This is a genomic window from Pseudomonas sp. X10 (genome assembly GCF_054889225.1).
This window is the reverse complement of record NZ_CM142677.1, coordinates 3,882,289-3,906,415: the sequence shown is the minus strand read 5'-3', so window position 1 is coordinate 3,906,415 and position 24,127 is coordinate 3,882,289. Positions and strand designations below refer to the sequence as shown.

Sequence of the window (24,127 nt, the reverse complement as noted above, 5' to 3'; positions counted from 1 at the left end):
TAGGCCAAAGCTCTGCTAGATTCACATCTGCAAACCTTCATCAAGCAGTTGGGCTTGCGCATCCATTGCGTTCAACTACTTGAGGACAGGTATATGACTATGCCCCTGGGGACGCGCATGGGCGCCGAGCTGATCGGCACCTTCTGGTTGGTCCTGGGCGGGTGCGGCAGCGCAGTACTGGCCGCCTCTTTTCCTACTGGCATTGGCGCCCTGGGTGTTGCCCTGGCGTTCGGCCTCACCGTCCTGACCATGGCATTCGCCATTGGCCATATCTCCGGATGTCACCTCAACCCCGCGGTATCCGTGGGGTTGGCGGTGGGCGGGCGATTTCCGGCCAAGGAGCTGGTGCCCTATATCATCGCCCAGGTGATCGGCGCCGTGCTGGCGGCGGCGGTGATCTATTTCATCGCCAGTGGCAAGGCCGGTTTCGAGGTGTCGTCGGGGCTCGCGTCCAATGGCTATGCCGAGCATTCACCGGGCGGTTACTCGCTGGCGGCGGGCTTTGCCAGCGAGGTGGTGATGACCGCAATGTTCATCCTGATCATCATGGGCGCCACCGACAAGCGTGCCCCAGCTGGCTTCGCGCCGATCGCCATCGGTCTGGCCTTGACCCTGATCCACCTGATCTCCATCCCAGTAACCAACACCTCGGTCAACCCGGCGCGCAGCACAGGGCCGGCGTTGTTCGTCGGCGGCTGGGCGTTGCAGCAGCTGTGGCTGTTCTGGGTGGCGCCGCTGATCGGGGCGGTGATCGGCGGCGCGCTGTACAAAGGCCTGCTGGGTCGCGAACCTTAGCGCTGGTGCACGCAGCGCCCGGCAGCGAAGGTCTGGCGCACGGTGCGGTCATCACCGAGGGTGGTGAGGACGAACAGGGTTTCCTCGATGCTGTTGGACTGCTGGATACGGTAGTCCAACAGTGGCGTGGCCTTGTAGTCGAGCACCACGAAGTCGGCGTCGTTGCCTGGGCGCAGGCTGCCGATACGGTCATCCAGACGCAGGGCGCGGGCGCCGCCGAGGGTCGCCAGATACAGGGACTTGTACGGGTGCAGGCGCGCGCCCTGCAGTTGCATGACCTTGTAGGCCTCGTTCAAGGTGGACAGCAGCGAGAAGCTGGTGCCGGCACCGACGTCGGTGCCCAGGCCGACCCGGACCTTGAAGCGCTCTGCCTGGGGCAGGTTGAACAGGCCGCTGCCGAGGAACAGGTTGGACGTCGGGCAGAAGGCCACGGCCGAACCAGTTTCGGCCAGGCGCTGGCACTCGTCGTCGCACAGGTGCACGCCATGAGCGAACACTGAGCGTTCGCCGAGCAGTTCGAAATGGTCGTAGACGTCCAGGTAACCCTTGCGCTCGGGGAACAGCTCCTTGACCCAGTCGATCTCCTTGAGGTTCTCGGAAAGATGGGTGTGCATGTACAGGCCCGGGTACTCCTTGAGCAGTTGCCCGGCCAGGGTCAGTTGCTCCGGCGTGCTGGTCGGGGCGAAGCGTGGCGTCACCGCATAGTGCAACCGGCCCTTGCCGTGCCAGCGCTCGATCAGTGCCTTGCTTTCGCTGTAGCCCGACTCGGCGGTGTCTGTCAGGTAGTCCGGGGCGTTGCGGTCCATCATCACCTTGCCGGCGATCATGCGCAGGTCCAGGCGCTCGGCGTGCTCGAACAAGGCATTGACCGACTCCGGGTGCACGCTGCCGAACACCAGGGCAGTCGTGGTGCCGTTGCGCAGCAGTTCCTCGATGAAGAGCTTGGCCACCTTGTCGGCATGGGTCTTGTCGGCGAACTGCTTTTCGCAGGGAAAGGTGTAGGTATTCAGCCAGTCCAGCAGTTGCTCGCCGTAGGAGCCGATCATGCCGGTCTGCGGGAAGTGGATGTGGGTGTCGATGAACCCCGGGGTGATCAGGGCGTCCTGGTAATGCACCACCTCGATGTCGGCGTCCAGGCCAGGCAACAAGTCACTGGCATGGCCGATGGCGCTGATGCGGCCGTTGTCGATGACCAGCAGGCCATCCTCGAAATACTCGAAGGACGCATCGACACCGACCTCGGCCGGGTCGGCGACGCTGTGCAGGAGGGCGGCACGGTAGGCTTTGCGTGTTTGGGTTGCGCTCATGAAACTCTCGTCAAATGGCTTGGCTGCGCCGGGAGGGCGGCAGCAACTGGGCAATGGGGCCGGCGTTGGCGGCAGTGTCGTGCTGGCCAAAGCAGGCGTTGTAGGTGGCAATGATTTCCGCGGCGATGGACACGGCGATCTCGATGGGCAGCTTGCCCTTGACCTCGGCCAGGCCCATCGGGCAGCGCATCCGCTGCAGCAGTGCGTCGCTGTAGCCGCGCTCGCGCAGGCGGTGCTCGAACTTGACCCGCTTGGTTTTCGAGCCGATCAGGCCGAACCAGGTGAAATCATTGCGCTTGAGGATCGCCGCGGTCAGTTCCAGGTCCAGTTGGTGGTTGTGGGTCATGACGATGCAATAGCTGCCAGCGGGCAGCTCGTCGACTTCATCGACCGGCTCCTCACTGACCACCTTGTTCACCCCGGCGGGGATGATCTCGGGGAATTCCTGCTCGCGCGAATCGATCCAGCGCACCCGGCAGGGCAGAGCGGCGAGCAAGGGTACCAGAGCGCGGCCGACATGGCCTGCGCCGAACACGGCGATCTGCGCCTGCACCGCGCCCATGGGTTCGAACAGCAGCACGGTGGCGCCACCACAGCATTGGCCGAGGCTGGCGCCCAGGCTGAAGCGCTCCAGATGAGGGGTGTCGCGCCGCTCGGCGAGCATCTGCCGGGCGATGTGCAGCGCCTTGTATTCAAGGTGCCCACCACCGATGGTGTCGAACAGCTGCGTAGCGCTGACCACCATCTTCGAGCCTGCGTTGCGTGGGGTCGAACCGCGCTCCTCGATGATGGTCACCAGGACGCAGGGTTCGCCACGTGCTTGTAGGTCGGAGAGGGCATTGATCCATTCGTGCATGATTCGAATCCTCTTGGGACGACACGGCCCTGTAGGAGCGGGCAAGTCCGCTCCTACAGGATCACGGCGCTACGGTCTCCACGTGTTGTTCGACCGCCTGGCTGGCCACCGCCACCTTGCGCATCTGTTCACAGCCCCAGAGCACACGCTCTGGCGTGGCAGGGGCATCGATCCGTGGCTGCATACGGTAGTCCGCCAGGCTGGCGACGGCGTCCTTGATCGCACACCAGGCGGCAATGCCGAGCATGAACGGCGGCTCGCCCACGGCCTTGGAGTGGAACACCGTGTCTTCCGGGTTCTTGCGGTTCTCCACCAGCTTCACGCGCAGGTCCAGTGGCATGTCGGCGACAGCAGGGATCTTGTAGCTGGCCGGGCCGTTGGTCATCAGCTTGCCCTTGGCGTTCCACACCAGCTCTTCGGTGGTCAGCCAGCCCATGCCCTGGATGAAGCCCCCCTCGACCTGGCCGGTGTCGATGGCCGGGTTCAGTGAGGCGCCGACGTCATGCAGGATGTCGGTACGCAGCATCTTGTACTCGCCGGTCAGGGTGTCGACGATCACCTCGGCGCAGGCGGCGCCGAAGGCGAAGTAGTAGAAGGGCCGGCCACGGGCTTGGCTGCGGTCGTAGTAGATCTTCGGCGTGCGGTAAAAGCCGGTGCTCGACAGCGACACCTGGGCGAAGTAGGCCTGCTGCACCAAGGCCTCGAAGCTGAGAATCTCGTCACGTACACGCACATGGCCATTGCGGAACTCCACGTCTTCCTCGCTGACCTTGTAGTGCCGGGCGGCAAACTCGATCAGGCGCTGCTTGAGGATCTCGGCGGCATTCTGCGCGGCCTTGCCGTTCAGGTCGGCGCCGCTGGAGGCGGCGGTCGGCGAGGTGTTGGGCACCTTGTCGGTGTTGGTAGCGGTGATCTGGATGCGCTGGAAGTCGACCTGGAACACTTCGGCCACCACCTGGGCAACCTTGGTGTTCAGGCCCTGGCCCATCTCGGTGCCACCGTGGTTCAGGTGGATGCTGCCATCGGTATAGATGTGGATCAGCGCGCCAGCCTGGTTGAGGAAGCTGGCGGTGAAGGAGATACCGAACTTGACCGGCGTCAGTGCCAGGCCCTTCTTGAGGATCGGGCTGTTGGCGTTGAAGCGGCGGATCGACTCACGGCGTTCAGCATAGTCGGCGCTGGCCTCGAGCTCGGCGGTGATCTCTTCGAGCATGTTGTGCTCGACGGTCTGGTAGTAGTGGGTGACGTTGCGTTCGGTTTTGCCGTAGTAGTTGGCCTTGCGTACCGCCAGCGGGTCGAGGGCCAGGTGACGGGCGATATGGTCCATCACTTCCTCGATGGCGACCATGCCCTGCGGCCCGCCGAAACCACGGTAGGCGGTGTTGGAGGCGGTGTTGGTCTTGCAGCGGTGGCCGTGCACCGTGGCATCGCCCAGGTAGTAGGCGTTGTCGGCGTGGAACATGGCGCGGTCGACGATGGACGCCGACAAGTCCGGCGAGCAGCCGCAGTTGCCGGCCAGGTCGAAGTTGATGCCGTGCAGGCGGCCGCTGTCATCGAAGCCGACGTCGTATTCGATGTAGAACGGGTGGCGCTTGCCGGTCATGAGCATGTCTTCGACCCGGGGCAGGCGCATCTTGGTCGGCTGCCCGGTCAGGCGCGCGATCACCGCGCACAGGCAGGCGGGGCTGGCGGCTTGAGTTTCCTTGCCACCAAAGCCACCGCCCATGCGGCGCATGTCGAGCACCACCTTGTTCATCGGCACGTCGAGGACTTCGGCGACCAGCTTCTGCACTTCGGTGGGGTTCTGGGTGGAGCAGTAGACGATCATCCCACCATCCTCGGTGGGCATCACCGAAGAGATCTGGGTTTCCAGGTAGAAGTGCTCCTGGCCGCCGATGTGCAGGCTGCCCTGCAGGCGGTGCGGTGCACTGGCCAGGGCGCTGGCCGAGTCGCCGCGTTGGTGGGTGTGGCTCTCCAGCACGAAATGCTTCTTGCGCAGGGCCTCGACTACATCCAGCACCGGCTCCAGGTCCTCGTACTCGACGATCGCCGCCATGGCTGCCTGGCGTGCGGTGTCCAGATCGCGAGCGGCGACGGCGAGCACCGGCTGGCCGACGAACTCGACCTTGTCGATAGCCAGCAGCGGATCGCCAGGCAGCAGGGGGCCGATGTCCTTGAGGCCGGGGATATCCTCATGGGTAATGGCAATGCGCACGCCCTCGAAGGCATAGCAGGGCGTGGTGTCGATACGCAGTACCTTGGCGTGGGCGCGGTCGGACAGGCGCGCATAAACGTGCAACTGGTTGGGGAATTCCAGACGGTCATCGATGTACACCGCTTCGCCCGAGACGTGCTTGTCGGCGCTGTCGTGCTTGAGGCTGCGGCCAACCCCGCTGGTCAGGTCCTGGCGGAACAGCTCGGCCATCTCGGCCTGGCTCTTGACAACGTGATGGTTAGACATAAGCGGTCACCCGGGTTTCGATGTGCGGCGTTTGCAGTTCGATGAAGTATTTGCGCAGCAGGTTCTGCGCGGCGAGCAGGCGGTACTCCCTGCTTGCGCGGAAGTCCGACAGCGGGGTGAAGTCTTCGCCCAAGGCCTGACAGGCGCGTTCCAGGGTGGCCTGGTTCCATGGTTTGCCGAGCAGGGCGGCCTCGCAGGCGTGGGCCCGTTTGGGAATGGCCGCCATGCCGCCGAAGGCGATCCGCGCACCTTCGACTACGCCGTTGTCGATGCGCAGGTTGAACGCCGCGCAGACGGCGGAGATGTCGTCGTCCAGGCGCTTGGACACCTTGTAGGCGCGGAAGGCCCATTCGGCACTGGCGAGCGGCACGATGATCTTCTCGATGAACTCGCTGTCTTGGCGCGCGGTGATGCGGTAGTCGATGAAGTAGTCTTCCAGGGCCAGGGTGCGCTGGCGCTCGCCCTGGCGCAGGACGACCTGCGCATCGAGGGCGATCAGCAGGGGCGGCGAGTCACCGATTGGTGAGGCGTTGCCGATGTTGCCGCCGAGGGTGCCCTGGTTACGGATCTGCAGCGAGGCGAAACGGTGCAGCAGCGCACCGAAGTCCGGGTACTGCTCGCTGAGTGCCGAATAGCAGTCGGTAAGGGGCGTGGCCGCGCCGATCTCCAGGTGCGTGGCGGTCTTCTCGATGCGTTTGAGCTCGGCGACATGGCCAACATAGATCATCACCGGCAAGGCCTTGTGCATCTGCGTGACTTCCAGCGCCAGGTCGGTACCGCCGGCCAGCAGACGCGCCTCGGGGTGCGAGCTGTAGAGGTCGGCCAGGTCGGCGACGGTCAGTGGCACCAGGCAGCGCTTGTCGCCGCTGTTCAGCTCGCCGGTTTCCTGTGGGGCGATGGCCTTCAGACGGGCGATGGTCTGGGCCTGCTGTTCGTCGAACTGGTCCTTGCATGGCTGGCGGCAGCTCTGCTCGGCAGCTGCCAGGATCGGCCGGTATCCGGTGCAACGGCAGAGATTGCCGGCCAGGGCTTCCTGGGCCTGGTGCAGATCGTGACCTGAGCTGTTCTTCTGCAGGGCGAACAGCGACATGACGAAACCGGGGGTGCAGAAACCGCATTGCGAGCCGTGGCAGTCAGCCATGGCCTGTTGCACGCCGTGCAGCTGGCCTTGATGCTTGAGGCCCTCGACGCTGATCAGTTGCTTGCCATGCAGTGACGAGACGAAGGTCAGGCAGGAGTTGAGGCTGCGGTAGCGCAGGCTGTCGCGGCCCTGTTCATCCTGGGTGAGTTCGCCCACCACCACGGTGCAGGCCCCGCAATCGCCGCTAGCGCAGCCTTCCTTGGTGCCGGGTTTGCCAAGGTGCTCGCGCAGATACTGCAGCACCGTCATGTTCGGATCCAGGGCATGCTCACGGTGCAGCTCCTGGTTGACAAGAAACTGGATCACGGGGAAGGCCTCACAATGGGTTTATTGTTGTTGAGTGGACTCTAAGCAAGGCTTGACCTTGTGGTCAATAATTTTCTGACTTAAGGGTCAGGAAATTTTGCATGATTGATCCTGCCCGCTCCACGCGCCTTTCCTTCAAGCATAGATCGCGCCGCTTGCGCGTGGCTTTTTTGCGCCCGGCGGGGCAATTAAAGGTGATGGGGCCTCTGCGCGACTGCCAGGCAAGTGCGCTACAATTCCGCCCTTGTGCACAGTTCAATGATTTTGAAGGAAAACCATGACGTTCAAGGCGCCGGACAGCCTCTCCGAGCAGATTGCCCACTATTTGGCCGAGCGGATCATTCGCGGCGAACTCCAGCCTGGTGAGCGAATCCAGGAGCAGAAGGTTACCCAGGCGTTGAATGTCAGCCGTGGGTCGGTGCGCGAAGCCTTGTTGATCCTCGAACGGCGCCACCTGGTGGCGATCCTGCCACGCCGGGGTGCCCACGTGACCGAGCTGGACGAGCACAACGTGCGCAGCTTGTGTGCTTTGATGGGTGAGCTGTACAGCCTGCTGGGCAACGCCGTTGCCCAAGGCTGGCGCAGCGAGGGCGACCTGCAACCGTTCCTGGCCATCCAGCAGCGCCTGCGCGAAGCGCATGGGCGCCAGGATATCAAGGCCTTCGTCGCCGACAGTTTCGCGGTGATGCGTGCGGCCTACCCGTTCGCCAACAACCCCTACCTGCAGGAGACCGTGGAAAACCTGCAGCCGGCCATGAGCCGCGCCTACTACCTGGCCCTGGACCAGCGCCAGGCCAACATGAACGATTTCCTCGTGTTGTTCGCCCAGCTGCTCGACGCAGTGGTCGCGCGTGACCAGGCGCGCATCCGCGAAGTCCTCAGCGCGTACTGCCTGCGCAGTTGCGAGCTGGTGCTGGCGGCGCTGGCACCGGCCTGACCATGCGCCTCAAGTGCATACGCCTGGCCGGGTTCAAGTCCTTCGTCGACCCGACCACGGTCAATTTCCCCAGCAACATGGCTGCGGTGGTCGGGCCCAATGGTTGCGGCAAGTCCAACATCATCGATGCGGTGCGCTGGGTGATGGGCGAAAGCTCGGCCAAGAACCTGCGCGGCGAGTCGATGACCGACGTCATCTTCAATGGCTCGACCAGCCGCAAGCCGGTCAGCCAGGCCAGCATCGAACTGGTGTTCGACAACAGTGACAACACCCTGGTTGGCGAGTACGCGGCCTACGCGGAGATTTCCATTCGCCGCAAAGTCACCCGCGACGCCCAGAACACGTATTACCTGAACGGCACCAAGTGTCGGCGCCGGGATATCACCGACATCTTCCTCGGCACCGGCCTGGGGCCGCGCAGCTACTCGATCATCGAGCAGGGCATGATCTCCAAGTTGATCGAAGCCAAGCCCGAGGAGTTGCGGAACTTCATCGAAGAAGCGGCGGGCATCTCCAAGTACAAGGAGCGCCGCCGCGAGACCGAAAGCCGCATCCGCCGCACCCAGGAGAACCTGGCACGCCTGACCGACCTGCGCGAAGAGCTCGAACGCCAGCTCGAACGCCTGCACCGCCAGGCCCAGGCCGCTGAGAAGTACAAGGAATACAAGGCCCAGGAGCGCCAACTCAAGGCCCGTCTGTCGGCCCTGCGTTGGAAAACCCTGGACTCCCAGGTCCATCAGCGCGAGGCAGTGATAGGCGACCAGGAGGTGGCCTTCGAGGCGCTGGTGGCCGAACAGCGCAATGCCGATGCCAGTATCGAGCGCCTGCGTGACGGGCACCATGAACTGTCGGAGCGCTTCAATCTGGTGCAGGGCCGCTTCTATTCGGTGGCCGGGGATATCGCCCGGGTCGAGCAGAGTATCCAGCATGGCCAGCAGCGTTTGCGCCAGTTGCAGGATGACCTCAAGGAAGCCGAGCGCACACGCCTGGAGACCGAATCGCACCTGGGGCATGACCGTACCTTGCTGGCCACGCTGAACGAAGAGCTGGAAATGCTCGAGCCGGAGCAAGACATTACCCTGGCTGCCGCCGAAGAGGCCTCCGCGACCCTGGAGGAGGCCGAGCTGGGCATGCATGGCTGGCAGGAGCAGTGGGACAGCTTCAATACCCGCTCGGCCGAACCGCGACGGCAGGCCGAAGTGCAGCAGTCGCGCTTGCAACAGTTGGAGTCGAGCCTGGAGCGCCTGGCCGAGCGCCAGCGCAAGCTGGGCGAGGAGCGCGACCAGCTCAGTGCCGACCCCGAAGACGCCGCCATGCTTGACCTGGGCGAGCAGGTGGCCAGTAGTGAACTGCTGCTCGAAGACCTGCAGTTGCAAGAGCTGCAAGTGGTCGAGCAGGTCGAGGCGGTGCGCGAGCAATTGCAGCAGGCGAGCCAGGCCCAACAGCAGTTGCAGGGTGAGTTGCAGCGCCTGGGCGGTCGCCTGGCGTCGCTGGAGGCCTTGCAGCAGGCTGCCTTGGAGCCAGGCAGTGGTACCGCCGAGTGGCTGCGCGGGCAAGGCCTGGAGCAGCGCCCACGCCTGGCCGAAGGGCTGCGGGTCGAGCCCGGCTGGGAACTGGCGGTGGAAACCGTGCTCGGCGCTGACCTGCAGGCGGTGCTGGTAGAGGATTTTGCCCAACTGGATTTCACTGCCCTTGAACAGGGCGACCTGCGCCTGCTGATGGCAGCCGGCGACGGTGCGCGGCTGCCGGGTAGCCTGTTGGACAAGGTCGAGGGCCGGGTTGACCTGGCGCCCTGGCTTGGTCAGATCAGGCCGGTGGAAGACCTGGAACAGGCCCTGGCCCTGCGTGTCGGGCTGGCCGATGGCCAGAGCCTGGTCAGTCGTGATGGCTATTGGGTCGGACGGCACTTCCTGCGGGTCAGCCGAGCCGGTGAGTCCCAGGGCGGCATGCTGGCGCGTGGCCAGGAAATCGAACGCCTGGGCCAGGAGCAACTGGAGCAGGAAGCCCTGCTCGAACAACTTGAGCAACAAGTCCAGGCCCTGCGCGACCAGCAACGCGAGCTTGAGGAGCAGCGCGAGCAATTGCGTCGACGCAGCCAGGAAGAAAACCGCCAGCAGGGCGAGCTCAAGGCCCGCTTGTCGGCGGGCCGGGCCCGCGCCGAGCAGGTGGAATTGCGCCGCCGCCGCCTACAGGAAGAACTGGCTGAGTTGCAGGAGCAGCGTGCTCTGGAATACGAGCAGCTCGGTGAGGCGCGCCTGTTGCTGCAAGAAGCGCTGGAGGTGATGGCCCAGGATACCGAGCAGCGCGAGCAGTTGCTGGCGCGTCGCGACAACCTGCGTGAACACCTCGATCGCATTCGCCAGGAAGCCCGGCAACACAAGGACCACGCCCATCAACTGGCGGTGCGCCTGGGCTCGCTGCGTGCCCAGCATGATTCCACCCGCCAGGCCTTGGAGCGTCTGGAACTGCAGGCTGCACGCCTTGGCGAGCGTCAGGAGCAACTGAGCCTGAACCTGGAAGAGGGCGAGGCTCCCCTGGAGGAGCTGCGCCTGAAGCTTGAGGAACTGCTCGAGCGGCGCATGAGTGTCGACGAAGAAATGCGTCAGGCGCGCCTGCACATGGACGAGGCCGACCGCGAATTGCGTGACGCCGAGAAGCGTCGGGGTCAGGCCGAACAGCAAGCCCAACTGCTGCGTGGCCAACTGGAACAATCGCGCTTGGAGTGCCAGGGCCTGGATGTGCGGCGCAAGACCCTGCAGGAACAACTGCTGGCCGACGGTTATGATCTTCAAGGCGTGCTTGCCACTCTCGATGGTGAGGCCAGCGAGGAGGGTACCGAGCACGAACTGGAACAGATCGAAGGGCGTATCCAGCGCCTGGGTGCGATCAACCTGGCGGCCATCGACGAGTACCAGCAGCAGTCCGAGCGCAAGCGTTACCTGGATGCCCAGGACGCCGATTTGGTCGAGGCCCTGGACACCCTCGAGAACGTCATTCGCAAGATCGACAAGGAAACCCGCAACCGCTTCAAGGATACCTTTGATCAGATAAATGCCGGTTTACAGGCACTTTTTCCAAAAGTTTTCGGTGGTGGCAGCGCTTATCTGGAACTGACGGGCGAAGATCTACTCGATACAGGGGTGACGATCATGGCGCGCCCGCCGGGCAAGAAGAACAGCACCATCCATTTGCTGTCCGGTGGCGAGAAGGCGTTGACCGCCCTCGCACTGGTGTTCGCCATTTTCAAATTGAACCCGGCACCGTTCTGCATGCTCGACGAGGTCGATGCACCGCTGGACGATGCCAACGTCGGGCGCTACGCCAGGTTGGTCAAGGAAATGAGTGAGAGTGTGCAGTTCATCTATATCACCCACAACAAGATTGCCATGGAGATGGCCGATCAGTTGATGGGCGTGACCATGCATGAGCCGGGCTGCTCACGTCTTGTTGCAGTTGATGTGGAGGAGGCGATGGCCATGGTCGACGCCTGATGAGCGAAGATAGTGCGTGATCGGTGGGCAAATGCGCCAGTCGGGTGTTACAGACGGTGTAAAGTTCTCTTTGGTCGTGCTAGCTTAATGTCATATGTCTTTTGCGTGGGTAAAACGCCTGTCAGAACATAGAGTTGGCGCCACGTTTTAAAGGGGTTTAAACCCTTTATTTTTCAGCATTTTTTACAGAGGCACGGGATTACATGGAAATCGGTCTGCGCGAGTGGCTGATCGTCATCGGCATCATTGTCATTGCCGGTATTCTTTTCGACGGCTGGCGCCGCATGCGTGGCGGCAAGGGCAAGTTGAAGTTCCGTCTGGATCGCAGTTTCTCCAACCTGCCGGAAGACGAAGGCGGTGCCGAGGTTCTCGGGCCTGCGCGGGTGCTTGAGCCCCACCAGAAGGAGCCGGAGCTGGATGAGCAGGATCTGCCGTCGGTCAGCGCCCCGGTGCGCGAGCGCGAAGGCAAGCCGGCCAAGGCCGCCAAACGTGGCAAGCGCAGCCTCGAACCCCAGCAGGGCGACCTGAACCTCTCGGCCGAGCCCCGTGAGCCCGACCTGTTCGCCAATGTCGATGACGATTACCCGGACGAAACCCGCAGCGGCGGTTTCGCCACCAGCAATGCCAGCAAAGAACTGCCACCAGTTGAGGAAGTGCTGGTGATCAGCGTCATCTCCCGCGATGAAGGCGGCTTCAAAGGCCCGGCCCTGCTGCAGAACATCCTCGAAAGCGGCCTGCGTTTCGGCGAGATGGACATTTTCCATCGTCATGAAAGCATGGCTGGCAATGGCGAAGTGCTGTTCTCCATGGCCAACGCGGTCAAGCCAGGCGTGTTCGACCTGGACGACATCGACCATTTCAGCACCCGTGCCGTGAGCTTTTTCCTTGGCTTGCCGGGCCCGCGTCATCCAAAGCAGGCTTTCGACGTGATGGTCGCCGCCGCCCGCAAACTGGCCCACGAGCTCAATGGCGAGCTCAAGGACGACCAGCGCAGCGTGATGACCGCGCAGACCATCGAGCACTATCGCCAGCGCATCGTCGAGTTCGAGCGCCGTGCGCTGACCCAGAAGCGTTGATAAGCTCGTCGCAAGCCCTACCAGTTTGCACAAGGCCCCATGTGCCTCGACTCATGCGGCCGACACGCAGCCTGCGATGACGGCAACACCGATTCAAGCGAGAGCAGCCCAGGCTGCTCTTTTGCTGTGCAAGAGAAGATGAAGAAATGACCGCCGAATCCCGAATCCTCGAACTGCGTGCCGAGCTCGACCAGCACAACTACCGTTACTACGTGCTCGACGAACCGAGCGTGCCCGACGCCGAGTACGACCGCCTGTTCAACGAGCTCAAGGCACTGGAGGCCGAGCACCCCGAGCTGGTCACGCCGGACTCGCCGACCCAGCGCGTCGGTGGCACGGCGTTGGCCGCGTTCAGCCAGATCCGCCATGAAGTGCCGATGCTCAGCCTCGGCAACGCCTTCGAGGAGACCGACCTGCGCGAGTTCGACCGTCGTGTGCTGGAAGGCCTGGACCTGCCAGACGGTGGCCTGTTCGCCGAGGCTGTCGACTACAGTTGCGAACCCAAGCTTGATGGCCTGGCCGTCAGCTTGCTGTATCGCGACGGCCAATTGGTGCAGGGCGCCACCCGTGGCGATGGCACCACCGGCGAAGACATCTCGGCCAACGTACGCACCGTGCGCAACATCCCCCTGAAGTTGCAAGGCAGTGGTTGGCCCTCGGTGCTTGAAGTGCGCGGCGAAGTGTTCATGAGCAAGGCCGGTTTCGAGCGTCTCAATGCCGCCCAGGCCGAGGCCGGCGGCAAGACCTTCGCCAACCCGCGTAACGCCGCCGCCGGCAGCTTGCGCCAGCTGGACTCGAAGATCACCGCCAGTCGTCCCCTGGAGTTTTGCTGCTATGGGCTGGGCCAGGTGTCCGCGGCGATCGCCGACACCCATATCGGTATTCTCGAACAGCTCAAGGCCTGGGGCCTGCCAATCAGCCGCGAGCTCAAGCATGCGGCCGGCATCGAGCAGTGCCTGGAGTACTACCGCGATATCGGTGCGCGCCGCAACGACCTGCCCTACGAGATCGACGGCGTGGTGTTCAAGGTCAACAGCCTGGCCTCCCAGCGTGAACTGGGCTTCCGCGCCCGCGAGCCGCGCTGGGCGATCGCCCACAAGTTCCCGGCCATGGAAGAGCTCACCGAAGTCCTCGATGTGGAGTTCCAGGTCGGCCGTACCGGCGCGGTGACGCCCGTGGCGCGTCTGAAGCCGGTCAAGGTGGCGGGGGTCACAGTGTCCAACGCGACTTTGCACAATATGGACGAGGTGGCGCGCCTGGGTCTGATGATCGGTGACACAGTGATCATCCGCCGTGCCGGTGACGTGATTCCGCAGGTCATGCAGGTCGTGACCGAGCGCCGTCCCGCCGATGCCCGGCCGGTGCACGTGCCCAGCGAGTGCCCGGTGTGCGGTTCGCAAGTCGAGCGCACCCAACTGGTCAAGCGCAGCAAGGGCAAGGAAACCGTCAGCGAGGGCGCGGTGTACCGCTGTGTCGGCCGTCTGGCCTGCGCGGCCCAGCTCAAGCAGGCGATCATCCACTACGTCTCGCGCCGCGCCATGGACATCGACGGCCTGGGTGAGAAGAGCGTCGAGCAGATGGTGGACGAAGGCCTGATCCGCTCCCCGGCTGACCTGTACCGCTTGACCTTCGAGCAAGTGGTCGAATTGGAAGGTTTCGCCGAAGTCTCCAGCAACAAGCTGCTGGCGGCTATCGAAGCCAGCAAGAAACCGAGCCTGGCACGTTTCATCTACGCCCTGGGCATCCCCGATGTCGGTGAAGAGACCGCCAAGGTGCTGGCCCGCTCCCTGGGCTCCCTAGCGCGCGTGCAGGTGGCATTGCCGCAAGTGCTGACCTATCTGCCGGACATCGGCCTGGAGGTGGCCTACGAGATCCACAACTTCTTCGAGGACGAGCACAACCGTGGCGTCATCCAGCAGTTGCTCGGCGGTGGCATACAGCTGCAGGACGAAGGCGAACTGAGCGCCGAGTTCGCCGCCAGTACCACCCTGGCGGGTTTGATCGCCAAGTTGGACATTCCTTCGGTGGGGCCGACAGGCGCCGAGAAACTGGTGGCCAAGCTGGACAGCCTGGACAAGATCTTCGCGGCGGATAGTATCGACCTGCGTCAGGCCCTGGCCACCAAGCAGGCCGACGCCGTGCGCGAGTTCTTCCGTGATGAAGCCAACCAGCGGCTGGCGCGCGCCATCGAAGCCCAATTGCAGGAGTTCGGCATGCACTGGGCCAGCGAGAAGAAAATCGCCGAAGGCCTACCCCTGGTTGGCCAGACCTGGGTGCTGACCGGTACCCTGGAGCGCATGAGTCGCGATATCGCCAAGGACAAGCTGGAAAGCCTTGGGGCGAAGGTCGCGGGTTCGGTGTCCGGCAAGACCCACTGCGTAGTGGCCGGGCCCGGTGCGGGCTCCAAGCTGGCTAAGGCCAGCGAGTTGGGGGTCAAGGTGCTGGACGAGGACGCTTTCGTCGCCTTTCTCGAGGTGCACGGGATTGCCGTCTGACCGGTGGTATGGCAAGTCATTGAGAAATGATGGTTTTTTCTCGACGCAAAGGTTGTAACTTCGCCCCAGACCGGTACAATGGCGCGGCTCGTCACCTGACGAGCCGCGTCGTGGTGGCCCCATCGGTCCCCCCGCAACGATCAGCCGTGAACCCGGTCAGGCCTGGAAGGGAGCAGCCGCAGCGGTGACATTGTGTGCCGGGGTGTGGCTGGTGGGGCCGCCTCCATTTCAGGGTTCGTATTTTCGACGAGCCTGCGCTCGAAGTTTCTCTTGATCCTTTCTTGTTATCGGCGGAATCCGCCGCACTGCCGCCTGTGCTGCATTTTTCGCTTGTCTGACTTGGTCAGCCCCGCTGTGGAGCATTTCTGCATGCAGGGAGGGCTGGACAGGCCATGGACTTGTGTGTGGCGCTGATTCTCTGAAATGACCAACACCAGCACGAAGGCTGGCGTTGGTCATTTTGGGTCTCAGTGGCAAGCGCCAGGTATCACAGCGTCCACTTCAGGCTGAACATCACGTTACGTGGGTCGCCATAGACGCCGCCGCCACCGCTGCTCGGAATGCCTTGCCAGTACTTCTTGTCGAACAGGTTGTTGAGGTTGACGCGGCCATCCCAATTTTCGTTGAAACGATATCCGGCCATCAGCCCGACCAGGGCATAGCCTGCTTGGTCGGAGGTGCCGGCGCCTACATGCTTGAAGGTGGCGCTCTGGGCATACAGATCAGCACCTACGCGCCACTGGTTGAGGTCGCCCGGCAGGGTATAGCTGGTGGCTGCCTTGAACAGGTGCTTGGGCTGCTCGGGGGCGAACAGCTTGCCTTCGTTCTTGGGGTCCTTCTGGAAGGTGCTGTAGACAAAGGTGTAGGACGCTGAGAACTGCCAATCAGGCGTCAGTGCGCCGCTCAGTTCGGTGTCGATACCACGGCTACGCACTTCGCCGGCGGTGTCGTAGCAGGTCTGGTTGCCGAAGCAGCGGTCGGGGAGGGCATAAGCACGCTTTTGTTGGGTCATGTCGAAGAGCGCCACCGAGCCATTGAGCGCGCCATCGAAGTATTCACCTTTCAGGCCGATCTCGTAATTCTCGCCGGTCATCGGTTCCAGCGAGCTGCGGGTGACGGTCTGGCCGGCTTGTGGCTTGAAGATCTGGGTGTAGCTGCCATAGACCGAGTAGGTGTCGTTGAGGTCGTAGACCACTCCCGCGTAAGGGGTGACCTTGCGGTTGACCTTGTAGTCGCCGTCAGCGGCACGGTTGTCGAAGTCGTACCACATGACACGGCTGCCGACGATGACATGCAGCGGATCGATCGGGTTGAAACGCGCCGCCGCGTAAACCGCTTTTTCGGTCGCGGTGTTGCGGTACTGCCAGAGGCTCATGTCGATCTCTGGTTTGGGCGCGTTGTGGCCGTAATGGCGTGGGTCGGTGATGACGGCGCCGTCGTTGGACCAGCCACCCCACTGATCGAAGACGTCACGGCGCCAACTGGTGCCGACTACCAGTTCGTGTTCGCGCCCCATCAGCTGGAATGGACCGGACAGCGACGCGTCGACATTGGTCTGGTCGTCGGTGTCGTCGTACTTGCCGGAGTACTCAGTGATGTTGGTGCCATCGTATGAGGGGTAGCTGGAGAAGGTCCAGGCCTTGGCCCAGGTCTTTTGCGCGGCAAGCTTGCCGGTCCAGCCGTTGTCGAAACGATGGGTCAGGTCGGTGAATAGGCTGATGTTGTCCTTGTCCCAGTAGGCCCAGTCGCTGCTGAGGAAGGTCGAGCGCGGCAGGTGGAGGTTCTCGCCGTTGACGCCGCTGGGCAGGCCGCCCCAGTCGGAGGTGTTGTCGTCGCGCTGCTTGGAGGCACCGATGGTCCAGGTGGTGGCGTCGCTCAGGTCGGTTTCGAGGATGCCGTAGAAGGTCTGGCGCTGGTTGTCGCGCTGATCGGTGAAGCTGTTCTGGTCCTGGTAGGCGGCTACCACGCGGCCCCGCACGCTGCCGGATTCGTTGAGTTTGTTCGAGGCGTCGAACTCGGTGCGGTAGCGGTCCCAACTGCCGGCGCTGGTGGTGATGCTGACCTGAGGGGTGGCGGTCGGCCGCTTGCGCACAAGATTCAGGGTAGCCGAAGGACTGCCGGCACCGGTCATCAGGCCCGTGGCGCCACGCACTACTTCGACGCGGTCGTAGATGGCCAGGTCGGCCGAGGACACCACGTCCTGGGTATAGGTGCTGATGCTGGTCGGCAGGCCATCGTACATGATGTTGTCGATCTGGAAGCCGCGCGCCAGGAACTGCTGGCGGTCCGAGCCGAATTTCTTCAGGGTCACGCCCGGCGCATTCTTGACCACGTCATTGAGGTCGTTCATGCCCTGGTCTTCGATACGTTGACGGGTGATGACACTGACCGACTGGGGCGTTTCGCGGATCGACAGTGGCAGCTTGGTCGCGGTGTTCATCGAGCCGGTGGTGTAGGAGCGGGTGCCTTCGGTGGTGGCCTGGCCGGCGAGGGTGTCGGCGTTCGCGGTGACCTGGCTGGCGCCGAGTTGGATGACGTCGTCGGCAAAGGCCTGGGGGCCGGCAGCGGCGAGGGAGACCAGCAGGGCCAGGGGGCGCAAGGAGAAGCGGTTCATTCTTGTAGAAATCCTCGGGCACAACTCTAGAGGACCCACGCCCGGAGGCGGAGTCGGATTCAGTGATGGGAACGTCCTTTTAGGCGGGTGACGCGCCGGATCTATGGCGCTGGTGGAAAGGCTATGGAATTGTGAAAAATATGTAAATAAAAATCTTTATCATTAGCATCAGTGTTTCTATCGAATGGAGGTTCTCAAATAATGTCTTGCTGTTGTATGCCCTTACGCCAGGCTGGGCTCAATGTGTTCCTGCGGCATGCTGCACTTCTCGGTAACCGAGACGTGCAACACTGGTTGGCTCAGCAGGCCATGGCTGCCCCACAGCAGCAGGATGAGCAAGCTACATCCTCCCTGATGGCAGAGAATCCGCTGGCCCGTTCCATGGCGTGGGCGTGATCGGCAGGGTGCAATTTTGCCCCCGCTCCGCTAGCATTAGCGGTCTTCTGCTTATTCGGCTGCGATGGTTTTCCATGAGTTATCAGGTTCTTGCACGTAAATGGCGTCCGCGCTCGTTCCGCGAAATGGTCGGCCAGGCCCATGTGCTCAAGGCCTTGATCAACGCGCTGGACAACCAGCGCCTGCACCATGCCTACCTGTTCACCGGGACCCGCGGCGTGGGCAAGACGACCATCGCGCGGATAATTGCCAAGTGCCTGAACTGCGAAACCGGCATCACCTCCACACCCTGCGGCACCTGTTCGGTATGCCGGGAGATCGATGAGGGGCGCTTCGTCGACCTGATCGAGATCGACGCCGCCAGCCGCACCAAGGTCGAGGACACCCGCGAGCTGCTCGACAACGTGCAGTACGCGCCGAGCCGCGGGCGCTTCAAGGTCTACCTGATCGACGAAGTGCACATGCTCTCCAGCCACTCGTTCAACGCCTTGCTCAAGACGCTGGAAGAGCCGCCGCCCTACGTCAAGTTCATCCTTGCCACCACCGACCCGCAGAAGCTGCCGGCAACCATCCTGTCGCGCTGCCTGCAGTTCTCCCTGAAGAACATGAGCCCGGAGCGAGTGGTCGAGCACCTGAGCCATGTGCTCAGTGCCGAGAACGTGCCGTTCGAGCAGGATGCCTTGTGGCTGCTCGGGCGCGCCGCCGATGGCTCCATGCGCGATGCCATGAGCCTGACCGACCAGGCCATTGCTTTCGGTGAAGGCAAGGTCTTGGCCGCCGATGTGCGGGCCATGCTCGGCACGCTCGACCATGGCCAGGTCTATGGGGTTCTGCAGGCGCTGCTCGACGGCGATGCCCGCGCCCTGCTCGAAGCGGTGCGCAACCTGGCCGAGCAAGGGCCGGACTGGAATGGGGTGCTGGCCGAGATGCTCAATGTCCTGCACCGCGTGGCCATCGCTCAGGCGCTGCCGGAGGCGGTGGACAATGGCCAGGGCGACCGTGACCGGGTGTTGGCCCTGGCGTCGGCCCTGCCAGCCGAAGATGTGCAGTTCTATTACCAGATGGGCCTGATCGGCCGTCGCGACCTGCCACTGGCGCCGGACCCGCGAGGCGGGTTCGAGATGGTCCTGTTGCGCATGCTGGCGTTCCGGCCGGCCGACACCGACGATGCGCCGAAGCCGGTCCTAAAGCCGGTGGGGATCAGCCAGGCCACAGCTGATTCTGCAAGTCCGGTGGCAGCCGTGGCGCCCGTTGTTGCCACCGTTGTTGCGCCAGCGCCCGTCGAGGCGGTTGCACCGGTGGAGGCGCCGTCTCCAGCGCCCGAGCCTGAGCCTGTGGTCGAAGCCGCCGCGCCTTCTGCGCCGCAAGCGGTCGCGGCCAGTGAACCCAATCCTGAGCCCGAGCCGCAATCCGAGCAGGTCGAGGAGGAAGTGGACCTGCCGTGGAACGACCCGGTTGAGCCATCCACTCCCGTTTCCCCGGTGGCTGAGTCAGCGCCTGCCGAGCCTGAGCCTGCGCCGGCCGTAGAGCCGATCGCCAGTCAGGTGGCAGATGACGAGCCACCATTCGACGCTAGCGCCTACAGCCCTGCTGGCATGGACCGGGACGACGAACCGCCACTGGACGAGGACTACTACGCCCCCGAAGTCGACCCGGTCGGTTTCAGCTACCTCGACGAACTGGCCGAGCACATCCACGAGCCTGAGCCGGTCAGCGCGCCGGAGCCCCTGCCAGCCGCGCAGCCGGCCACTGGCCTGGCCTTGCAATGGTTGGAATTGTTCCCACAGTTGCCGATCTCGGGCATGACCGGCAATATCGCCGCCAACTGTACCCTGATCGCCGTCGAAGGTGACGACTGGCTGTTGCACCTGGACCCGGCCCAAGGCGCGCTGTTCAACGCGACGCAGCAACGGCGCCTGAACGACGCGCTGAACCAGCACCTGGGGCGTCCGGTGAAGTTGTCGATCGAACTGATCCGCCCCGAGCAGGAAACGCCGGCCCAGGCCGCCGCACGCAAGCGTGCTGAGCGCCAGCGCGAGGCCGAGGTGGCGATCGAGGGCGACCCACTCATCCAGCAGATGATTCGCCAGTTTGGCGCGACGGTGCGGCAGGATAGTATTGAACCAGTAGAGGTCTTGGTCAGTCAGGGCCAGTAACTGGATAGACCATACCGGATAAACCGTGCGGTCGGCGGTCGCCGACCGTAATCACGTAACTCAATCGAGGTGTTCCCCATGATGAAAGGTGGCATGGCCGGCCTGATGAAGCAGGCCCAGCAGATGCAGGAAAAGATGGCCAAGATGCAGGAAGAACTGGCCAACGCCGAAGTGACCGGCCAATCCGGCGCCGGCCTGGTCAGCGTGGTGATGACCGGTCGCCATGACGTCAAGCGCATCAGCATCGATGACAGCCTGATGCAGGAAGACAAGGAAGTGCTGGAAGACCTGATTGCCGCTGCCGTCAACGACGCCGTGCGCAAGGTCGAGCAGAACAGCCAGGAGAAGATGGGCAGCATGACCGCCGGCATGCAACTGCCGCCGGGCTTCAAGATGCCGTTCTAACGCAGGCCAGGCGTCACCCCGCATGGGAGCAACGGCTGCACGGCCGTTGCTCCCATTGTTGTTTTATCTCCCATCCGAAGAACTGGCAGGCCTACAACCATGAGCTTCAGTCCCCTGATCCGCCAACTGATCGACGCCCTGCGCACTTTGCCCGGCGTGGGTCAGAAAACCGCCCAGCGCATGGCCTTGCAGCTGCTGGAGCGTGATCGCAGTGGCGGCACGCGCCTGGCACAGGCCCTGAGCCAAGCCATGGAAGGCGTCGGCCACTGCCGGCAGTGCCGCACCCTGACCGAACAGGAGTTGTGCCCGCAATGCGCTGACCCTCGCCGCGACGATACCTTGCTGTGCGTGGTGGAGGGGCCGATGGATGTGTATGCGGTGGAGCAGACGGGGTATCGCGGGCGTTACTTCGTGCTCAAGGGCCACCTGTCGCCGTTGGATGGCCTGGGCCCGGAGGCCATCGGCATTCCTCAGTTGATGGCGCGCATCGAGGAGCAGGGCACCTTCACGGAAGTGATCCTGGCCACCAACCCGACTGTGGAAGGGGAGGCAACCGCGCACTATATCGCCCAACTGCTGGCCGACAAGGGCCTGACCGCTTCGCGCATTGCCCATGGCGTGCCACTGGGGGGCGAGCTGGAACTGGTGGATGGCGGGACCCTGGCGCACTCCTTTGCAGGGCGCAAACCGATTTCGCTCTGACAGGGCGAGTTTGCAGGAGCGGGCAAGCCGGAGCGCCGCTCCTACGAAGGCTGCGTGATGATCAGTACTCGGCCAGCGAGAACTCGGTCAGGCAGAAGGTCGGTACACCGGCAGCTTGCAGGCGGCGGGAGCCTTCCAGTTCCGGCAGGTCGATGATCGCGGCGGCTTCGAACACCTGGGCACCGGTGCGGCGGACCAGATTGGTGGCGGCCAGCAGGGTGCCGCCGGTGGCGATCAGGTCATCGAAGATCAGTACCGAGTCACCTTCGCACAGGCTGTCGGCATGCACTTCCAGGAAGGCTTCGCCATATTCGGTCTGGTAGGGTTCGGCGAGCACGTCGGCCGGCAGCTTGCCCTGCTTACGGAACAGAATCAGCGGCTTGTTCAGTTGGTGGGCGATGATCGAGCCGATCAGGAAACCGCGCGCGTCCATGGCGCCAATGTGGCTGAATTCAGCTTCGACATAGCGCTCGATGAACTGGTCGGCGACATAGCGCAGGCCCCGGGGCGACTGGAACAGCGGGGTGATGTCGCGGAAGATCACGCCCGGCTTGGGGAAGTCCGGTACCGGGCGGATCAGGGCTTTGAGGTCGAAGGTGTCGCTGTGCATGGGGCGGGTATCCTGAAAAACGAACGCTCGTCAGTATACCCTGTATGAGTCGGCCTCAGGCTTCCAGCGAGCCACCGGCCAGCGCGCACAACTGGATCGGGTCGAGGATGTGCACTTCCTTGCCCTCGGCACTGATCAGGCCGTTCTGCTGGAAGCGGGTGAACACCCGCGACACGGTTTCTACCGCCAGGCCCAGGTAGTTGCCGATCTCGTTGCGCGACATGCTCAGGCGGAACTGGTTGGCCGAGTAGCCACGGGCGCGGAAGCGCGCCGAGAGGTTGACCAGGAAGGTGGCGATGCGCTCGTCGGCGGTCTTCTTCGACAGCAGCAGCATCATCTGCTGGTCATCGCGGATCTCCCGGCTCATCACCCGCATCAGTTGGCGGCGCAACTGCGGCAGTTGCACCGACAGTTCATCCAGACGTTCGAAGGGGATCTCGCAGACCGAGGTGGTTTCCTGTGCCTGTGCCGATACCGGGTAGGTATCGGTGTCCATGCCCGAGAGCCCGACCAATTCGCTGGGTAGGTGGAAGCCGGTGATCTGTTCCTCGCCGCTGTCGCTCAGGCTGAATGTTTTCAGGGCGCCGGAACGCACCGCATAGACCGAGCCAAAATTGTCACCCTGGCGGAACAGGAACTCACCCTTCTTCAGTGGGCGGCCGCGCTTGACGATTTCATCCAGTGCATCCATGTCCTCGAGGTTGAGGGACAAGGGCAGGCACAGGGGCGCCAGGCTGCAATCCTTGCAATGGGCCTGGCTGTGGGGGCGCAGTTTGACTGGCTCGGACATTTCTTTCGATCCTTGTGGGAAAGCACACATAAGTCGTAAGGGTAACTCACGACACAGGGTGTAGGCCAGCACGCGCTGTCGTGTAGCGGGCTGGCCCGGTTCCGGCGGATGGGCGCCGGTTCGGTTCCTTGTCCATAGTGTGCTTTGCAAGGAAACATGTCCATGCGCTCGATCGCCTCACCAACCTTAGATCACCCGTGAAAAACGCTGGTGGCTGTGCGATGCCAGGTAGGCATCGAACAGCATGCAGACCGAGCGCACCAGCAGGCGACCGGCGGGCAGTACCTTGATGCCTTGGGTATCCAGGCTGATCAGGCCGTCCTTGTGCATGGCCTGCAATTGCGGCCATAGCGCCTTGAAGTAGCCCTGGAAGTCGATGGTATAGGTCTGTTCGATGCGCTCGAAATCCAGCTCGAAATGGCAGATCAACTGCTGGATGATCGCCCGCCGCAAACGATCGTCCTGGTTGCATAGCAGACCGCGCTGGGTGGCCAATTGTGCGCTGGACAGGGTGTCCTGGTAGGTGTTCAGGTCGCTGCTGTTCTGGCAGTAGAGGTCGCCGATCTGGCTGATCGCCGAGACGCCGAGGCCGATCAGGTCGCAATGCCCGTGGGTGGTGTAGCCCTGGAAGTTGCGCTGCAGGGTGCCTTCTTCCTGGGCGATGGCCAGTTCGTCGTCGGGCAGGGCGAAATGGTCCATGCCGATGTAGCGGTAGCCGGCGGCGGTCAGTTGTTCGATGGTGTTATGCAGCATCTCCAGCTTGACCGTTGGGGCAGGTAGTTCGTTGCTGTCGATGCGTCGCTGCGGCATGAAGCGCTCGGGCAGGTGCGCGTAGTTGAACACCGAGAGGCGGTCCGGTTGCAGCTTGATCACCTCGTCGACAGTGCGGGCGAAGCCTTCCGGGGTCTGCCGGGGCAGGCCATAGATCAGGTCCAGGTTGACCGAGCGGAACTGCAGGGTACGCGCGGCTTCGATCAGGGTGCGGGTTTGCTCCAGGCTCTGCAGGCGGTTGACGGCGCGCTGCACCAGCGGGTCAAGGTCCTGCAGGCCCAGGCTGACGCGGTTGAAGCCCAGTTCGCGAAGCAGGCCCATGGTCGACCAGTCGGCTTCGCGCGGGTCGATCTCGATGCCGTAGTCGCCGGTATCGTCATCCAGCAGGTTGAAATGCTGGCGTAGATGGGCCATCAGCCGGCGCAACTCCACATGGCTGAGGAACGTCGGGGTGCCGCCGCCGAAATGCAATTGCTCGACGGCCTGCTTCGGGTCCAAGTGGCAGGCGATCAGCTGGATTTCCTGCTCCAGGCGCTGCAGGTAGGGTAGGGCGCGGCCGCGGTCCTTGGTGATGACCTTGTTGCAGGCGCAGTAGTAGCAGATGTTGGCGCAGAACGGCACGTGTACGTACAGCGACAGTGGGCGCACGGCGCGGCGGCTCTCGCGCAGGGCATGGAGCAGGTCGAAGGAGCCTACTTCGCTGTGCAACTGCACGGCGGTTGGGTAGGAGGTGTAGCGTGGCCCGGCCAGGTCGTAGCGGCGAATCAGGTCGGTATCCCAGCGTAGGGCGTCGAACATGTGGGCAGTCCCCGGAAGAA

17 protein-coding genes and 1 other RNA gene are annotated in these 24,127 nt (G+C 63.3%); 10 read left to right on the top strand and 8 right to left on the bottom strand.

Features of this window, described 5'->3' with window-relative positions:
* Window positions 1–93 precede the first annotated feature (93 nt).
* A complete protein-coding gene (aqpZ, locus tag ACYU03_RS17645; RefSeq protein ID WP_461885923.1) occupies window positions 94–795 on the top strand; it encodes an aquaporin Z in 702 nt (233 codons plus the stop codon).
* Here the strand turns inward: aqpZ and guaD are convergent.
* From guaD to xdhA, 4 genes are all read right to left on the bottom strand, one after another.
* Complete coding sequence (gene guaD, locus ACYU03_RS17640; protein ID WP_461885922.1) at window positions 792–2,102, bottom strand: guanine deaminase; 1,311 nt, start codon at window positions 2,100–2,102, stop codon at window positions 792–794. The genes aqpZ and guaD overlap by 4 nt on opposite strands.
* Before the next feature lie 10 nt (window positions 2,103–2,112).
* Window positions 2,113–2,958, bottom strand: coding sequence for a xanthine dehydrogenase accessory protein XdhC (gene xdhC / locus ACYU03_RS17635; RefSeq protein WP_461885921.1), 846 nt, complete (start codon window positions 2,956–2,958; stop codon window positions 2,113–2,115).
* A gap of 61 nt (window positions 2,959–3,019) precedes the next feature.
* A complete protein-coding gene (gene xdhB, locus ACYU03_RS17630) occupies window positions 3,020–5,419 on the bottom strand; it encodes a xanthine dehydrogenase molybdopterin binding subunit (RefSeq protein WP_461885920.1) in 2,400 nt (799 codons plus the stop codon).
* Entirely contained in the window at window positions 5,412–6,866 is a 1,455-nt protein-coding gene (xdhA, locus tag ACYU03_RS17625) for a xanthine dehydrogenase small subunit (protein WP_461885919.1), read from the bottom strand. The genes xdhB and xdhA overlap by 8 nt, the downstream gene beginning before the upstream one ends.
* Window positions 6,867–6,967: 101 nt before the next feature.
* Here xdhA and ACYU03_RS17620 point away from each other — a divergent pair, with 101 nt between their 5' ends.
* The 6 genes from ACYU03_RS17620 to ffs all read left to right on the top strand — a co-directional run bounded on the left by ACYU03_RS17620 (window position 6,968) and on the right by ffs (window position 15,082).
* On the top strand, window positions 6,968–7,147 hold the full coding sequence (locus ACYU03_RS17620; protein ID WP_461885918.1) for a hypothetical protein: 180 nt from the start codon (window positions 6,968–6,970) through the stop codon (window positions 7,145–7,147).
* Window positions 7,144–7,803 (top strand): GntR family transcriptional regulator, encoded by a 660-nt coding sequence (locus tag ACYU03_RS17615; RefSeq protein WP_461885917.1) that lies wholly within the window; start codon window positions 7,144–7,146, stop codon window positions 7,801–7,803. Before ACYU03_RS17620 ends, ACYU03_RS17615 begins: the two co-directional genes overlap by 4 nt.
* A 2-nt stretch (window positions 7,804–7,805) precedes the next feature.
* Window positions 7,806–11,294, top strand: coding sequence for a chromosome segregation protein SMC (gene smc, locus ACYU03_RS17610; protein ID WP_461885916.1), 3,489 nt, complete (start codon window positions 7,806–7,808; stop codon window positions 11,292–11,294).
* Window positions 11,295–11,497: 203 nt separating this feature from the next.
* Complete coding sequence (zipA, locus tag ACYU03_RS17605; RefSeq protein ID WP_461885915.1) at window positions 11,498–12,370, top strand: cell division protein ZipA; 873 nt, start codon at window positions 11,498–11,500, stop codon at window positions 12,368–12,370.
* A 146-nt stretch (window positions 12,371–12,516) separates the two neighbouring features.
* A complete protein-coding gene (gene ligA / locus ACYU03_RS17600) occupies window positions 12,517–14,865 on the top strand; it encodes an NAD-dependent DNA ligase LigA (protein WP_461885914.1) in 2,349 nt (782 codons plus the stop codon).
* 120 nt (window positions 14,866–14,985) lie between these two features.
* Window positions 14,986–15,082: signal recognition particle sRNA small type (ffs, locus tag ACYU03_RS17595), an RNA gene on the top strand.
* Window positions 15,083–15,352: 270 nt separating this feature from the next.
* On the opposite strand, the gene ACYU03_RS17590 is transcribed toward ffs, so the two are convergent.
* Complete coding sequence (locus tag ACYU03_RS17590) at window positions 15,353–17,479, bottom strand: TonB-dependent siderophore receptor (RefSeq protein ID WP_461885913.1); 2,127 nt, start codon at window positions 17,477–17,479, stop codon at window positions 15,353–15,355.
* Window positions 17,480–17,949: 470 nt separating this feature from the next.
* Here ACYU03_RS17590 and dnaX point away from each other — a divergent pair, with 470 nt between their 5' ends.
* From dnaX to recR, 3 genes are all read left to right on the top strand, one after another.
* Entirely contained in the window at window positions 17,950–20,031 is a 2,082-nt protein-coding gene (gene dnaX / locus ACYU03_RS17585) for a DNA polymerase III subunit gamma/tau (protein ID WP_461885912.1), read from the top strand.
* 78 nt (window positions 20,032–20,109) lie between these two features.
* The gene (locus tag ACYU03_RS17580) at window positions 20,110–20,436 is read left to right on the top strand and encodes a YbaB/EbfC family nucleoid-associated protein (RefSeq protein WP_043212277.1); all 327 of its coding nucleotides are present in this window, start codon (window positions 20,110–20,112) and stop codon (window positions 20,434–20,436) included.
* A 99-nt stretch (window positions 20,437–20,535) separates the two neighbouring features.
* On the top strand, window positions 20,536–21,138 hold the full coding sequence (gene recR / locus ACYU03_RS17575) for a recombination mediator RecR (protein WP_461885911.1): 603 nt from the start codon (window positions 20,536–20,538) through the stop codon (window positions 21,136–21,138).
* 61 nt (window positions 21,139–21,199) lie between these two features.
* On the opposite strand, the gene ACYU03_RS17570 is transcribed toward recR, so the two are convergent.
* The 3 genes from ACYU03_RS17570 to hemN form a co-directional block, all read right to left on the bottom strand.
* A complete protein-coding gene (locus tag ACYU03_RS17570) occupies window positions 21,200–21,748 on the bottom strand; it encodes an adenine phosphoribosyltransferase (RefSeq protein ID WP_461885910.1) in 549 nt (182 codons plus the stop codon).
* A 55-nt stretch (window positions 21,749–21,803) separates the two neighbouring features.
* On the bottom strand, window positions 21,804–22,538 hold the full coding sequence (gene fnrA / locus ACYU03_RS17565) for a Crp/Fnr family transcriptional regulator FnrA (protein WP_461885909.1): 735 nt from the start codon (window positions 22,536–22,538) through the stop codon (window positions 21,804–21,806).
* A 186-nt stretch (window positions 22,539–22,724) separates the two neighbouring features.
* Entirely contained in the window at window positions 22,725–24,107 is a 1,383-nt protein-coding gene (gene hemN, locus ACYU03_RS17560) for an oxygen-independent coproporphyrinogen III oxidase (protein WP_461885908.1), read from the bottom strand.
* Window positions 24,108–24,127: the final 20 nt, after the last annotated feature.